This is a genomic window from Micromonospora sp. CPCC 206171 (assembly GCF_036906755.1).
GTDB classification, from domain to species: domain Bacteria; phylum Actinomycetota; class Actinomycetes; order Mycobacteriales; family Micromonosporaceae; genus Micromonospora; species Micromonospora purpureochromogenes.
In genome coordinates, this window is record NZ_JBAKHT010000014.1 from 60,833 (window position 1) to 75,255 (window position 14,423).

The 14,423-nt window shown below is 72.7% G+C and carries 13 protein-coding genes; 10 read left to right on the forward strand and 3 right to left on the reverse strand.

From position 1 onward, the window contains the following. Window positions 1-129 precede the first annotated feature (129 nt). The 4 genes from V6U89_RS17510 to purB all read left to right on the forward strand — a co-directional run bounded on the left by V6U89_RS17510 (window position 130) and on the right by purB (window position 3,723). On the forward strand, window positions 130-1,056 hold the full coding sequence (locus V6U89_RS17510; RefSeq protein WP_334572289.1) for a TNT domain-containing protein: 927 nt from the start codon (window positions 130-132) through the stop codon (window positions 1,054-1,056). Window positions 1,057-1,119: 63 nt separating this feature from the next. Further along, window positions 1,120-1,365 carry a hypothetical protein gene (locus V6U89_RS17515; protein ID WP_179802599.1) on the forward strand — a complete coding sequence of 82 codons (246 nt, stop codon included), beginning with the start codon at window positions 1,120-1,122 and terminating at the stop codon, window positions 1,363-1,365. Between the two features lie 230 nt (window positions 1,366-1,595). Then, window positions 1,596-2,249 (forward strand): NYN domain-containing protein, encoded by a 654-nt coding sequence (locus tag V6U89_RS17520; RefSeq protein WP_334572291.1) that lies wholly within the window; start codon window positions 1,596-1,598, stop codon window positions 2,247-2,249. Between the two features lie 49 nt (window positions 2,250-2,298). Next, window positions 2,299-3,723 carry an adenylosuccinate lyase gene (purB, locus tag V6U89_RS17525; RefSeq protein ID WP_334572293.1) on the forward strand — a complete coding sequence of 475 codons (1,425 nt, stop codon included), beginning with the start codon at window positions 2,299-2,301 and terminating at the stop codon, window positions 3,721-3,723. 98 nt (window positions 3,724-3,821) lie between these two features. Here purB and V6U89_RS17530 read toward each other — a convergent pair whose 3' ends face one another. Beyond that, the gene (locus V6U89_RS17530) at window positions 3,822-4,388 is read right to left on the reverse strand and encodes a YbjQ family protein (RefSeq protein ID WP_334572388.1); all 567 of its coding nucleotides are present in this window, start codon (window positions 4,386-4,388) and stop codon (window positions 3,822-3,824) included. Window positions 4,389-4,411: 23 nt separating this feature from the next. After that, window positions 4,412-5,095, reverse strand: coding sequence for a S1 family peptidase (locus tag V6U89_RS17535; protein ID WP_334572294.1), 684 nt, complete (start codon window positions 5,093-5,095; stop codon window positions 4,412-4,414). A 460-nt stretch (window positions 5,096-5,555) separates the two neighbouring features. Here V6U89_RS17535 and purS point away from each other — a divergent pair, with 460 nt between their 5' ends. The 4 genes from purS (at window position 5,556) to V6U89_RS17555 (ending at window position 10,119) form a co-directional block, all read left to right on the forward strand. Then, on the forward strand, window positions 5,556-5,819 hold the full coding sequence (gene purS, locus V6U89_RS17540; RefSeq protein WP_334572295.1) for a phosphoribosylformylglycinamidine synthase subunit PurS: 264 nt from the start codon (window positions 5,556-5,558) through the stop codon (window positions 5,817-5,819). Continuing rightward, window positions 5,816-6,499: a phosphoribosylformylglycinamidine synthase subunit PurQ gene (gene purQ / locus V6U89_RS17545; RefSeq protein ID WP_334572296.1), complete on the forward strand. Its 684-nt coding sequence runs from the start codon at window positions 5,816-5,818 to the stop codon at window positions 6,497-6,499. Before purS ends, purQ begins: the two co-directional genes overlap by 4 nt. A 70-nt stretch (window positions 6,500-6,569) precedes the next feature. Next, on the forward strand, window positions 6,570-9,359 hold the full coding sequence (gene purL / locus V6U89_RS17550; protein ID WP_334572297.1) for a phosphoribosylformylglycinamidine synthase subunit PurL: 2,790 nt from the start codon (window positions 6,570-6,572) through the stop codon (window positions 9,357-9,359). 4 nt (window positions 9,360-9,363) lie between these two features. Continuing rightward, window positions 9,364-10,119: a 2-phosphosulfolactate phosphatase gene (locus tag V6U89_RS17555; protein ID WP_334572298.1), complete on the forward strand. Its 756-nt coding sequence runs from the start codon at window positions 9,364-9,366 to the stop codon at window positions 10,117-10,119. Between the two features lie 64 nt (window positions 10,120-10,183). Here the strand turns inward: V6U89_RS17555 and V6U89_RS17560 are convergent, their stop codons facing one another. Next, on the reverse strand, window positions 10,184-12,205 hold the full coding sequence (locus V6U89_RS17560) for a carboxypeptidase-like regulatory domain-containing protein (RefSeq protein ID WP_334572299.1): 2,022 nt from the start codon (window positions 12,203-12,205) through the stop codon (window positions 10,184-10,186). Window positions 12,206-12,357: 152 nt separating this feature from the next. Between V6U89_RS17560 and V6U89_RS17565 the strand changes: the two genes are divergently transcribed. Together V6U89_RS17565 and purF are read left to right on the forward strand one after the other, a co-directional pair. Continuing rightward, window positions 12,358-12,711 carry a sterol carrier family protein gene (locus tag V6U89_RS17565; protein WP_334572300.1) on the forward strand — a complete coding sequence of 118 codons (354 nt, stop codon included), beginning with the start codon at window positions 12,358-12,360 and terminating at the stop codon, window positions 12,709-12,711. 172 nt (window positions 12,712-12,883) lie between these two features. Next, window positions 12,884-14,422: an amidophosphoribosyltransferase gene (purF, locus tag V6U89_RS17570; protein WP_334572301.1), complete on the forward strand. Its 1,539-nt coding sequence runs from the start codon at window positions 12,884-12,886 to the stop codon at window positions 14,420-14,422. Window position 14,423: the final 1 nt, after the last annotated feature.

Here is a 14,423-nt window from a genome sequence, read left to right on the forward strand (position 1 = left end):
TACCCGGCTCGTCCACGCGACGAGCGGGTAGCGGTCCCCCGTTCGGCGACAAAAGGCACAAAGGCTCACATTCTCGCACCGCCCTCCAGACGATGAAGGCGTTGGCCGTCCTTCATCGGGAGGTTCGTCGTGGACCGCAGACGCTGGCTGCTCGCCCTGCTCTCCGGCGCGGCGCTGATCCTCTTCCCCGGGCCCGCCGATCAGGCCGCCGCGCCCGACGTGGTCGCGCGGGCCGGCACCCACCCCGACGACGGCGCACCCGAAGCGGGCGACGCCGGCGGCCGTCCCGGCGACCCGCCTGGTGTCCGCCGCAGCGCCCCGCCTGGTGTGCGCCCTGGCGACGACCGGCCGCAGTCGCCGGCCGGGCCGAGCCTCTGCCGTCCCGGCCGGCCGCCGAGCGCGCCGCCGACCACCCGGTACCTCGACGACAATCCGCTGCTCGGCCCGGCCCAACTGCCCACCGCGTCGCCGCTCGGGCCGCTGCTCGCCGGCTACCAGCGCTTCGGCGAGCTGACCGAGAACAAGTTCCTCGCCCGGTACACCACCGGCACCCCTGCCGGGTACGTCTTCCCGCCGGCCAACGGCTTCGTCGTCGCGCCGGACGGCACGCCGCTCAAGACCCGGCAGGCCCTGCTGGCCGGGTACCGCCTGGACCGCTTCGGCTTCGCCGGCGGCGCGTTCCTGGCCCCGCTCGGCACCCCGGCCAGCGCCCGCTCCCTGGCGCCGCAGAGCCTCGACACGCCGCCACTTCCCGCGCCGCGGCCGGCGCTTCCGTCGGCCGCGCCGCTGGCCAACTACCACACCTACTGCGTGCTCAAGCCGTTCGACGTCGACTCCGGCCCGACCGCGCCGTGGTTCGCCCAGCCCGGTTTGGGCACCCAGTTCCAGCTGAACCCGGCCTACCTGCCGCAGGCCGGCGCGAACCTGACCGTGCAGTGGCTGGTCGACCACCAGTTCCTCGTGGAGGAGTCGCTGGCCGGCGGCGGGTGCGTGACCGACAGTGTGCCCCGGCGGGGTGGTACCGGTGGCGGTGTTCCCGCCGTACACGTCTGCTGACCCGGTGGGCGGTCACCGCAGCGGCGACCGCCGGAGCGGCCGGTGCGGAGCGGGAGGTCGGGAGTGGATCGGCACGAGGTGCGCAACGCCCTGCTGGCGACGGGACTGTCGCCGGACGCCTTCGAGCTGGAGGGGGTGCACGAGCACGTGCCGGTGCCGCCCGACTTCTGGTTCCTGCGCCGGTCGGCGGGTGGGCGCTGGGAGATCGGCCTGTACGAGCGCGGGACGCGGGACGTGCGGCAGGTCTTCGACACCGAGGAGGAGGCCTGCGCGGGACTGTGGCGGGCGCTCACCGGACGCCCCGCGTGACGCAGAGGGGGCTGCAGGGGGACAGCAGTCATCAGACCGGTGAAAGAGCCTAATGCCCGATTGGTGGGCGAACGGCCGCAATCGTGAGTCGGTGGGCCTTTGCCCTGGCCTGGATAGGGTGACAGGGCCTCACGCGGACAAAAAAACGGCCCCTTGCGGGGCCGTTCCTGCCGTATCTCTCGGCGTCGTATGGGACAACCATACACCCTCGTGGCTGTGCAGGAGTGGACGTGGCCACGGTCGCTGCGTACATCGACGGCTTCAACCTGTACTACGGGATGAAGAACAAGTACGGCCGCAAACACCTGTGGCTGGACGTCGTAGAGCTTGTTCGTCAACTGCGACCGAAGGACCAGGTGAGGGTGGTTCGCTACTTCTCGGCGATCGTGAAGAACGAACCAGCGGCGGCGCAGAACCAACTCGACTACATCGAGGCCATGAAGACGCGCAACGGCCCCCTGCTCGACGTGCATCTCGGCCGCTTCAAGGACCGCACCATCCGGAACTGTCACCGCTGTGGTCAGCCCTACATGTGCAAGTGCGGTCGGATGTACCGGAGCTACGAGGAGAAGGAGACCGACGTGGCGCTCGGGGCCATGATGGTCGCCGACGCGGCGCTCGAGGTCGCCGACACGACACTTCTGGTGAGCGCCGACACCGACCTCGTGCCCGCACTGGTGGCCGCCCGGCGGGTGAAGCCTTCGCAGCGGATCTACCTGGCCATGCCGCCGGGGAGCGGCGGGGTGGCCCGGCACAGGGCCAGCGTGGGCGACCTCGGCTTCTTCTCGATCAACGAGCCTGCCCTACGAAACGCTCAGCTGCCCGCCCTCGTGGCGGATCGCGGGACCGGGGTGTCCTACCGCCGACCCGTGAAGTGGGCCTAGCCACCCGCCCGGCGTGGCCAGCGCTTGTGCGTACGAGAGAATGAGGCACGTGACGACGATCCCGAACGTGCTCGCCAACCGGTACGCCTCACCCGAGCTGGTCGCCCTCTGGTCACCGGAGGAGAAGGTACGGCTGGAGCGGCGGCTCTGGCTCGCCGTACTGAAGGCCCAGCGCGACCTCGGCGTGGCCGTGCCGGACGGGGTGGTCGAGGCGTACGAGCGGGTGGTCGACGACGTCGACCTGGCCTCGATCGCCGAGCGGGAGCGGGTCACCCGGCACGACGTGAAGGCCCGGATCGAGGAGTTCAGCGCGCTCGCCGGGCACGAGCACGTGCACAAGGGGATGACCTCCCGGGACCTCACCGAGAACGTCGAGCAGCTCCAGGTGCGCCGCTCGCTGGAGCTGATCCGGGACCGGGTCGTCGCCGCCCTGGCCCGGCTGGCCTGGCTCGCCCACGAGCACTCCGGGCTGGTGATGACCGGGCGCTCGCACAACGTCGCCGCGCAGGCCACCACGCTCGGCAAGCGCTTCGCGTCGGCCGCCGAGGAGCTGCTGATCGCGTACGAGCGGCTGGAGGACCTGATCGGCCGCTACCCGCTGCGCGGGATCAAGGGTCCGGTCGGCACCGCCGCCGACCAGCTCGACCTCTTCGACGGCGACGCGGAGAAGGTGGCCGAGCTGGAGCGCCGGGTGGCCGGGCACCTCGGGTTCAACCGGGTGCTGGACAGCGTCGGGCAGGTCTACCCCCGCTCCATCGACTTCGACGTGCTCTCCGCGCTGGCCCAGGTCGCCGCCGCGCCGTCCTCGCTGGCCACCACGATCCGGCTGATGGTCGGCCAGGAACTGGTCACCGAGGGCTTCAAGCCCGGCCAGGTGGGCTCCAGCGCGATGCCGCACAAGATGAACACCCGTTCGTCGGAACGGGTGAACGGCTTCGCAGTGATCATCCGGGGCTACCTGTCGATGGTCGGCGAGCTGGCCGGCGACCAGTGGAACGAGGGGGACGTCTCCTGCTCGGTGGTCCGCCGGGTCGCCCTGCCGGACGCGTTCTTCGCCGCCGACGGGCTGTTCCAGACCTTCCTCACCGTGCTGGACGAGTTCGGGGCGTACCCGGCGGTGATCAACCGGGAACTGGAGCGGTTCCTGCCCTTCCTGGCCACCACCAAGATCCTGGTGGCGGCGGTGCGCCGGGGCGTCGGCCGGGAGGTCGCCCACGAGGCGATCAAGGAGCACGCGGTCGCCGTGGCGCTCGCCATGCGGGAGAAGGGCGCCGCCGAGAACGACCTCTTCGACCGCCTCGCCGCCGACGGCCGCCTCGGCCTGACCCGGGCCGAGATCGACGCCCTGGTCGCCGACCCCACCACCTTCACCGGCGCCGCCCAGGCCCAGGTCGACGCGGTCACCAAGCGCATCACCGCGGTCGTGACGGCCCACCCCGAGGCCGCCACCTACTCCCCGCCGCCCATCCTCTGATCCCTGACGCCGCCCGCGCCCTGCTCCGGTGATCAAGAAGTTCGCGTCTGGATCCGAGATCGATCCGACGCGAACTCCTTGATCAACCAGGGTGGGGGTCAGGTCTTGCGGGTGGGGGTGTCAGCGGCGGTGGAGAGGTTCGGGGCGCTCGCCGGCTCAGCGATGCCGCCGGGGGCCTCGGTGAAGCCGGGCTCGTGGGCGGTCTCCGCCGCGACCAGCGGCTGGTCGCTCGGCATGACGTCGGGCACCTTGGGTACGACGACCACCGCCGTGCCGTACGCGCAGATCTCCATCCACATCTCGCCGCAGTCGCGGCTGTCGAAGCGCATCCCCACCACGGCGTTCGCGCCGAGCCGGAGGGCCTCCTCGCCGAGCCGGGCCACCGAGTCGGTTCGCCACCGGGTGAGGTTGTCCGGCGCCATCGGGTCGTACGCGCCACCGCGCAGGTTCTTGACCCCCTCGCGGTACGGGTTGCGCGTCCGGGCCATCGATGAGACCACTTCGCCGAGGATCTGGCGGATCTCGTAGCCAGGCAGTTGATCCGTCGTCACGACCAGCACGGTTCCGATGCTGTCAGTCCACGCCCGGGCCGTTCGCGAGCCGTGTTCACCTGATCGGATGCTGCAAAACCAGGCGGCGCGGACGGCGGGCGCTCGGCCGGCCATCTGCGCCGCCACGGCGCTAACCGTCAGACACCGGAAACCGAGGTGATCCAGGCCCGGTTGTACGCGACGCTGCCGTAGTTCTGGATGCTCACGCCGTCGGCGGTGGAGGCGACCCCGACCTGCCGGCCGTTGTAGAACTGCGGGCCGCCGGAGTCACCGCGCCAGGCGTTGCCGCTGATCTCGGTGCTGCGGATCGCCTGCCCGCCGTACGCGTCGGTGACGCTGGTGCTGGTCACCTGGACGGTGGCGGTCTTGAGCTGGCTGGCGGCCGAGCAGCCGCTGTAGCAGGTCATGCCCCAGCCGTAGATCGAGTTGGTGGAGCCGATCGGCGGGTTGCTGCTGGCCAGCGTCACCGCGCTGGTGGTGACCGGGCTGGACAGGCGCATCAGGGCGAGGTCGTAGCGGGTGTAGGTGGCGCTGACCGTACGGGTGACGCCGCCCGAGGAGCGGTAGACGCTGCCCACCCGGACGGACATCGAGCCGTTGATGCAGTGCCGGGCGGTGAGCACCCACTGCGACGAGATCACGCTGCCGGAGCAGGTGAACGAGCCGTTGCTGAACACCGCGGCGGCCCACGGCGCGGAGGAGACGGTGTTGCCGCCGATGATCGGCTGGGGGCCGGCCGGGGCGGCGGTGGCGCCGGAGGCGGTGGCGAGGACGCCGGCGAGCGCGGTGGTCAGCACCGCGAGCAGGGGGCGAAGGCGCATGGGGGAACTCCTTGGTCAGGGGCCCGGGGTCGCCGGGCAGCGTCGGCCGCGGCGGGCGGGGGTGACCCGCCGGGGACATCAAAAGCATCGACATCTGTCGATGTAGGCTAGAGTCCGCGAGTCCCGTTCACAAGAGTTAATCGAGATTAACGGATGTGACGCGAGGGGTTCGAGGCGCGCTCGTCCGTGTTTGTCGGGAACTGGTCAGCCCTGGCGAACACCCACCGGGATTTGCCTGGTCAGTGGGGTGGCGGCGGCGGTCCGCCGTCGTGGCGGGCAACGAAACCGCATCGGCCCGGCAACGAACCCGCATCGGCCCTCCGTCGGGACGGGTCGTTATGTCGATCACTGCCTGAACTGCCCCCGGCCGGTGCGTCCGGACCGGAATCTGCCAGGTACGCTGGCTGCGCTCGCCCGTAGTGGGCCGGCACCCAACTGCGTACACAGTCAGGAGTGCCCAGTGCCTCGCGTCGTCGTCGACGTCATGCTCAAGCCCGAGATCCTCGATCCTCAGGGCCAGGCCGTCGCAAACGCGCTGCCGCGGCTCGGCGTCAGTGACGTCGCCTCTGTCCGGATCGGCAGGCGGATCGAGATCGAGTTCACCGGCGAACCGGACCTGGACCGGGCCCGCGAGATCGCCGACAAGCTGCTCGCCAACCCCGTCATCGAGGACTTCACCGTCCGGGTGGTCGAGGCGGACGAGACCGTGGGCGCACACCCGTGACCGCCCGCGTCGGTGTGGTGACCTTCCCCGGTTCGCTCGACGACGGGGACGCGGCCCGGGCCGTCCGGATCGCCGGGGCCGAGCCGGTCCGGCTCTGGCACGGCGACGCGGAGCTGCACGGGGTGGACGCCGTCGTTCTCCCGGGTGGCTTCTCCTACGGCGACTACCTGCGCTGCGGCGCCATTGCCCGGTTCGCCCCGGTGATGGAGACGATCGTGGACGCGGCCCGGGGCGGCCTGCCGGTGCTCGGCATCTGCAACGGCTTCCAGATCCTCTGCGAGGCCCACCTGCTGCCCGGGGCGCTCACCCGCAACCAGCACCTGCACTTCCGCAACCGGGACCAGATCCTGCGCGTCGAGTCGGCCGGCACCGCCTGGACGAACGCCTTCCAGGCCGGTCAGGAGATCCTGATCCCGGTCAAGAACGGCGAGGGCTGCTACGTCGCGGACACCGCGACCCTGGACGAGCTCGAGGGCGAGGGGCGCGTCGTCGCCCGCTACGTCGGCGGCAACCCCAACGGGTCGCAGCGCGACATCGCCGCGATCACCAACCCCGCCGGCAACGTGGTCGGCATCATGCCGCACCCCGAGCACGCGGTGGAGGCGCTCACCGGCCCCTCCCTGGACGGTCTCGGCTTCTTCACCTCGGTGCTCAAGCACCTGGTGGGGGCGCCGGCGTGACCGTGCGCGGCGGGATCATCGGTCGGCTCCACCGCCCGACGGGCGGCCACGAGCGCAGCGAGGAGACGTCATGACCACCCATCCGGACCCGGTCGTACGGGAGACACCGGGTACCTTCCCGGCTGCCCCGACTGAGCCGCGCGCGGCCTCCGTGGCGCCGCAGGGCGGCCCGGCCGACGCGGGCCGGCACGCCGGCTCGGCGCCGGCCGCCGACTGGACCGCGGGCGTGGACACCGTGTCGCAGGCCGCCGGCACTCCCGAGGAGCTCCAGCCGTACGCCGAGCTGGGCCTGCGGGACGACGAGTACGACCGGATCCGGGACATCCTCGGCCGGCGCCCCACCCAGTCCGAGCTGGCCATGTACTCGATCATGTGGAGCGAGCACTGCTCCTACAAGTCGAGCAAGGTGCACCTGCGCCAGTTCGGCGAGAAGGCCCCGCCGAGCGACCGGCTGCTCGCCGGCATCGGTGAGAACGCCGGCGTCGTGCGGATCTCCGACGAGCTGGCGGTGACCTTCAAGGTCGAGTCGCACAACCACCCGAGCTTCGTCGAGCCGTACCAGGGCGCGGCGACCGGCGTCGGCGGCATCGTCCGGGACATCCTCGCCATGGGCGCCCGCCCGGTCGCCGTGATGGACCCGCTGCGATTCGGCGCGGCCGACCACCCGGACACCGCCCGGGTGCTGCCCGGCGTGGTCGCCGGCGTCGGCGGCTACGGCAACTGCCTCGGCCTGCCCAACATCGGCGGCGAGCTGGTCTTCGACCCCTGCTACCAGGGCAACCCGCTGCTCAACGCGCTCTGCCTCGGCGTGCTGCCGGTCGACCGGCTGCAGAAGAAGGACGCCACCGGCCCGGGCAACATCGTGGTGCTGCTCGGCGCCAAGACCGGCCGGGACGGCATCGGCGGCGTGTCGGTGCTGGCCAGCGCCACCTTCGACGAGGGCAGCGAGCAGCGCCGCCCGTCCGTGCAGGTGGGTGACCCGTTCACCGAGAAGCTGCTGATCGAGGCCTGCCTCGAGCTGTACGACGCCGAGCTGGTCGTCGGCATCCAGGACCTGGGCGGCGCCGGCCTGACCTGCGCGCTCACCGAGACCGCCGCCTCCGCCGGCACCGGCATGCGGGTGTGGCTGGAGCGGGTGCCGCTGCGCGAGCCCTCGATGGAGCCGCACGAGATCCTGGCCAGCGAGTCCCAGGAGCGGATGCTGCTGGTCGTCGCCCCGGAGAAGCTGGAGGCGGTGCTCAAGACCGCCGACAAGTGGGGCGTACTGGCCACCGCGATCGGTGAGGTCACCGCGCCGTCCCCGGACGGGCAGCCGGGCCGGCTGCTGGTCACCTGGAACGACCACGTGGTGGTCGACGTGCCGCCGGGTTCGCTGGTGGACGACGGCCCGGTCTACGCCCGCCCGATGCGCGAGCCGGCCGACCTGATCCTGCTCCAGGCCGACCGGGCCGAGACCCTGCCCCGGCCGAGCACGCCGGAGGCGCTGCGGGAGACCCTGCTCCGCATGATCGCGTCGCCGAACCTGGCCGACAAGACCTGGGTCACCGAGCAGTACGACCGGTACGTGCTGGGCAACACCGTGCTCGCCCAGCCGGAGGACTCCGGCGTGATCCGGATCGACGAGCGCACCGGCCTCGGGGTGGCCCTGTCGGTGGACGGCAACGGCCGGTACGCCCGCCTCGACCCGTACAACGGGACCAAGCTGGCGCTGGCCGAGGCGTACCGGAACGTGGCGGTGACCGGCGCGAAGCCGATCGCCGTGACCAACTGCCTCAACTTCGGCTCGCCGGAGGACCCGGGCGTGATGTGGCAGTTCGCCGAGGCCGTGCGCGGCCTGGCGGACGGCTGCCTCGAACTGGGTATCCCGGTGACCGGCGGCAACGTCAGCTTCTACAACCAGACCGGTGCCGCCGCGATCCACCCGACCCCGGTGGTCGGCGTGCTCGGCGTGCTGGACAACGTCGCCGACCGGGTGCCGATGGGCTTCGTCCCGCGGGCCGGTGGCGACCACGACCAGCTCTTCCTGCTCGGTGACACGCACGTCGAGCTCTCCGGCTCGGAGTGGGCCTGGGTGACCCACGAGCACCTGGGCGGCATGCCCCCGCAGGTCGACCTGGCCCGCGAGCGGGTGCTGGCCGAACTGATGGCCGAGGCGGCCCGGGTGGGTCACCTCAGCTCCGCGCACGACCTCTCCGACGGTGGTCTCGCCCAGAGCCTGGTCGAGTCCTGCCTGCGGCGCGGGGTCGGTGCCCGGATCGCCGTGCCGGAGCGGTTCGCCGACGGTTCGCTGCCGTTCGTCTTCCTGTTCAGCGAGTCGGCCGGCCGGGTGCTGGTCTCGGTGCCGCGCGGTCGCGAGAAGGCGTTCACCGCTCTCTGCGGCGAGCGTGGTGTGCCGTGGGAGCTGATCGGCGTGACCGACCCGGCGGGCGGCGCCCTCGAGGTGCACGGCCAGTTCCGGATCGGCCTGGACGAGCTGCGCGAGGTGCACACCGCCACCCTGCCGCGGCTCTTCGGTGGCGCGGAGGCAGCGCAGGTCGAGGTCGAGGCGACCCGGACCGGCACCACCACCGTCGCGCCGGCCACCGCCGGGCAGCCGGTGGACGTGCCGACCGCCGCCGACGCGGAGGCCGACCGGGCCGAGGCGGACGAGGACGCGCAGCCGGAGCCGGCCGCCGACGAGTCGCCCCGGACCGAGGGCAGCGTCGCCGAAGGCACCGTCGCCGAGCCCACCGCCGTCGAGGCGGCGGAGCGGGAGCGTCCGACCACGGAGGTCACCGCAGATGCGACGGCTCCCGACGCTTCGGCGGCCCCGTCCGACCCGGGTGCCGACGAGCAGTCCTCCGCGCCCGATAAGCGCTGAGGCCTTGGCCGGGGCCGTCTACGCCCAACCCGGTTCCGGCGCCCGGTTCGACTGGGGGCTGACCGGGGCCGCCGAGCTCGGCCGGGTCTGCGCCGTGCTGGTGGTGGTGGACGTGCTCTCGTTCACCACCGCCGTCGAGGTGGCGGTCGGCCGGGGCATGCGGGTGCACCCCTTCCCCTGGGGTGCGCAGGCGGCGGACTTCGCGCGGCGGGTCGGCGCGGTCGCCGCCGTCGGTCGCCGGCAGACCACCCCGGAGCACCCGTGGTCGCTCTCGCCGGCCGCGTTGAGCACCGCGCCGGTCGTCACCGACCTGGTGCTGCCGTCGCCGAACGGCTCCGCCATCAGCGCCGCCGCCAGCGCCACCGGGCTGCCGGTGGTCGCGGCCTGCCTGCGCAACGCCCGCGCCGTCGGGCGTTGGCTGCGCCGCCAGGGGTACGGCTCGACCGACGCCCCGGTGGGCGTGGTGGCCGCCGGCGAACGCTGGCCGGACGGCTCGCTGCGCCCCTCGGTGGAGGACCAGTTGGGCGCGGCGAGTGTGCTGGACGCCCTGTCCGGCGTACCGGGTGGGCTCTCGGTGGAGGCGGCGATGGCGCTCGCCGCGCTGGCCAGCACCCCCGACGTTCCGGCGGCGGTGCGCGGCTGCGTCTCGGGGCGGGAGTTGATCGAGGGCGGCTTCGCCGGCGACGTGGAGATCGCCGTGCGGGTCGGCGCCTCCGAGGTGGTGCCGCTGCTGCGCCAGGGCGTCTTTTCCGCCGCCTGACCAGGCACATGTGAAAGGGCCGCCCGGTGCTCCGGGCGGCCCTTTCCACGTCGGTCCCGGGGGGTCAGTCGTCCAGCCAGTCGAGGCGGCGCCCGCCGCGGTCCTGCTGCGGCGCCGCGTCCGGCCGCCCCCGGCCCGCCTGGGCCTGGTCGCCGTAGTAGCCGCCGCCCTGCTGCTGGTCGTAGCCCCGGTCGTCGTACCCGCCGGTGCGCTGCTGCGGCGGCTCCTGGTCGTAGCCGCCCTGCTGGCCGTAGCCACCCTGGCCGCTGCCGTAGCCGCCGGCCGGCTGGTCGTACCCGCCCTGGCCGGCGCCGTAGCCGCCGCCCTGCTGGTCGTACCCGCCCTGGGCAGCGCCGTAACCGTTGTCGTAGCCCGGCTGCTGGCCGCCGGCGTCGTAGCCGCCGCCCGGCGCGCCGTAGCCGTTGCCGCCGCCGTAGCCGCCGGCCGGTTCCTGGCCCCGGCCGTACGGCGCCGGGTCCGGCTGGCCGTAGCCGTGGCCCTGGTCGGGCTGGTAGGTGCTGGTCGGGTACGGGTCGGCCGCCGGGGCGTACGCGCCCGTGCTCTCCCCGGTGTACCGGCCGGTGGGCTCGTCGTAGCGCTCGCCGTAGCCGCCACCCTGGTCCTGGCCGCCGTAGCCCGGGCCGCCGGCCGGTGCGCCGTAGTCCCGGCTGCCGTAGCCCCCGCCGGAGGCGGGAGCGTTGCCGTAGCCGACGGCCGCCGCGCCGGCCGCGCCGTAACCGGCGTCGGCGGACGGGGCGCCGCCGTAGCCGCCACCCGAGGCGGGCGCGTTGCCGTAGCCGCCACCGGAGGAGGGGGCGTTGCCGTAGCCGTTCTGCTGGCCGTATCCGCCCTGGGCGGGCTCGTCGCCGTAACCGCTGCCGGCCCAGCCGCCCGCTGCGGCGCCCGCGGCGCCGTACGACTGCGGCGGAGCCCCGTACGGGTCCGGCGGGACGTCGTCCACGACCGGGCGGTGCATCATCGTCGGCGCGTCGCTGAGCGCGGTCCCGCCGACCATGGTCGGGTCCGGCCCGGCCGCCCCGGCCCGGTTGACCACGCGGGTCTGGTCGTCGGCCCCCCGGAACGCGCCCCGCGCGCCGGGAACCGCGCCGGCGGCGCCGGCTGGGGCGTCGTCGTCCTCGTCGGCGTTCTTGCGTCGCATCCAGAGCAGCACGATCGTGCCGACGCCGGCCGCGACGAGCAGGCCACCGAGCAGGATGATCATGAAGGAGCCGAAGCCGCCGCCGTCGTCCGACGCGGCCTGGGACTGCCCGGGGGCAGCCGCCTCGGTCTCCTCAGCGGCCTCCTCGGTCGCCTCGTCGGTGGGCAGTGGCTCCTCGGTCGCCGACGGCGTGGCGCTCGGGGAGACCTCGACCTTCAGCGCCAGGGCGATCCGCTGGCTGGTCAGGCTCTGACCGGCGCTCGCGTTGATCGTCTTCGTCGCGCGGATGTTGTCCTTGGTGGCGCCGAGGTCGATCCGGCCAGGGCTGATCGGCTGCGTGCTGGAGCCGCTGAAGCGGTAGTTGCCGCTGCCGTCGCTGGTGGTCTGGTACTGGTGTCCCTGCGTATCGAGCAGCAGCACCACGGCGTTGGGCACCGCGTCGCCGTTGGCGGCCACCACCACCTTGCCGGAGATCGACTTGACCGTCTGGTTCTGCGGCGGAGTGGTCGGCGGGGCCGCCTTGGCGTTCACGGTCACGCTGAGCGGCTTGGAGTCGGAGCCCCCGTCGCCCTCGACGCGCACGGTGGCCCGGGTCCCGTTGGCTGCCGGCGCGTCGTTACTGGCCGACAGGGTCAGGGTCACCCGCTGCGACCCGGGAATCAGGCCGAAGTCGATCTCCCCGCAGCCGCCGCAGGACACGCCCTGCGGAAGACCGGTGATGCTGACATTCGCCGTCTTCTCGTCGCCGTCCGGGTTGACCTGGACGCTGATGCGGCTGCTGCGGCCGGCGTCGATGGTGACCGAGCCGTCGGAAGAGGTGATCTTGGCCGCGAGGGCCGGTGTGGCGGGGACGGTGAGCAGGGCGCCGGCAACCAGCGCTACGACCACACCGGCCCGCTGCTTCCAGGCACGTCGGTGTGTTGACACGTCCACCGCCTTCCGGGCTGACTCCCCGGGCCGGGTGGGCCCGGGATCATCACGGTACGAATACGCCGTCGGCAACTATGCCTTGTCTGACCGGATCAGCGCGACCCAGGGCCAGCGTCGTGGCCTCCGCCATCGAGTCGTATCGTCCCGTCGTGTCCTCTCCGCACATTAAGTCCGCCGCGGTCGCGGCGGCGTTGTCGGCGCTCGACGAGGGGCGTACGCCCGAACGGCCGGTGTACCGAGAGGCGGTCCGTGCCTTGTTGACCGCCCTCGCGGAGCGCGCCCCCGGCCGATCGGTGGAGGTGCGTGTCCCACCTTACGGTGCAGTTCAGTGCCTTCCGGGCCCCCGACACACCCGGGGCACCCCGCCGAACGTGGTGGAGATGGATCCGGCGACCTGGCTGGCGCTGGCGACCGGACGCCTCTCCTGGGCCGAGGCCGTCACCGAGGGTCGCGTACAGGTGAGTGGGAACCGGGCGGATCTGTCCGCACAGCTACCCCTCTAGCAGCGACTCCACCGTCCGCCGTGGTGACGCGCTGGAGCCAAATCGTGACTATCTGTATCGACTGTCATTCGCGTACACTGTCAGGCGACGACAGTGGTCCCGGCCGAGGAACGCGGATCAGCACCTCTGATTCCGCCAGGCCAGTTCCAGACCAGCATGAGGGAGCGGCAGGGTGCCCCGAGGCGACGGCCGGCTGAGCCACGACCTTGATCCCCAACGGCCCGGCCCGCAGGACGCCTGTGGCGTCTTCGGTGTCTGGGCCCCCGGCGAGGAGGTCGCCAACCTCACCTACTTCGGCCTCTACGCGCTCCAGCACCGGGGCCAGGAGGCCGCCGGCATCGCGGTGAGCGACGGTTCCGGCGTCGTGGTCTACAAGGATCTCGGTCTGGTGGCCCAGGTCTTCGACGAGCCGACGCTGGCGAGCCTGCGCGGCCATGTCGCGATCGGGCACGCCCGTTACTCCACCACCGGCGGCTCGACCTGGGAGAACGCCCAGCCGACCATCCGGTCCACCACCTCCGGCACCACCATCGCGCTGGCCCACAACGGCAACCTGGTCAACACCGCCGAGCTGCAGAAGGAGGTCGCCGAGCGGGGTCTGGTCGCCGACGGCGCCACCAACGACACCTCGCTGGTGACCATGCTGCTGGCCAGCCGCCCCGACCTGTCCGTGGAGGCCGCCGCGCTGGAGGTGCTGCCGCAGCTGCGGGGCGCGTTCAGCTTCGTCTTCATGGACGAGTCGACGCTCTACGCGGCCCGCGACCCGCACGGCGTACGCCCGCTGGTGCTCGGCCGGCTGGAGCGCGGCTGGGTGGTGGCCAGCGAGACGGCCGCGCTGGACATCGTCGGCGCCAGCGTGGTCCGCGAGGTCGAGCCGGGCGAGCTGATCGCCATCGACGCCGACGGGCTGCGGTCGGCCCGGTTTGCCGCGCCGGAGCCCAAGGGCTGCCTCTTCGAGTACGTCTACATCGCCCGCCCGGACGCCACCATCGCCGGGCGCAACGTGCACTCCGCCCGAGTGCAGATCGGCCGCCAGCTCGCCAAGGAGCACCCGGTCGAGGCCGACCTGGTGATCCCGGTGCCGGAGTCCGGCACGCCGGCCGCGATCGGGTACGCCGAGGAGTCCGGCATCACCTACGGCGCCGGCCTGATGAAGAACCCGTACGTCGGGCGCACCTTCATCCAGCCGTCGCAGACCCTGCGCCAGCTCGGCATCCGGCTCAAGCTCAACCCGCTGCGGGAGAACGTGCGGGGCAAGCGGCTGGTGGTGGTCGACGACTCGATCGTGCGCGGCAACACCCAGCGGGCCATCGTGCGGATGCTGCGCGAGGCGGGCGCGCTGGAGGTGCACGTGCGGATCTCCTCCCCGCCGGTCAACTGGCCGTGCTTCTACGGCATCGACTTCGCCACCCGCGCCGAGCTGCTGGCCAACGGGCTGGACAACGAGGGCATCCGCCGGTCGATCGGCGCCGACACCCTCGGGTACGTCTCACTCCCGGGTCTCATCGCCGCGACCGAGCAGCCCAAGACCCGGCTCTGCCGTGCCTGCTTCGACGGGGAGTACCCGATCGAGCTGCCGGCCGGGAACCTGATCGGCAAGCACGTGCTCGAAGGAGTGGAGCGGCGGGTCACGAACCAGCCCTCCGCCGACCTCGGGCACACCGCCCCACCGCTCGTCGCCACTCCCGGCGGCGCGACCGTCCACCCGTAGC

What these genes read in the sequence shown, in the direction of transcription:
- purL (WP_334572297.1), top strand. Translation starts at nt 6,570, where the DNA reads ATGACCACCCATCCGGACCCGGTCGTACGGGAGACACCGGGTACCTTC.
- V6U89_RS17535 (WP_334572294.1), bottom strand. Translation starts at nt 5,095, where the DNA reads ATGCGCCTTCGCCCCCTGCTCGCGGTGCTGACCACCGCGCTCGCCGGC.
- V6U89_RS17530 (WP_334572388.1), bottom strand. Translation starts at nt 4,388, where the DNA reads ATGGCCGGCCGAGCGCCCGCCGTCCGCGCCGCCTGGTTTTGCAGCATC.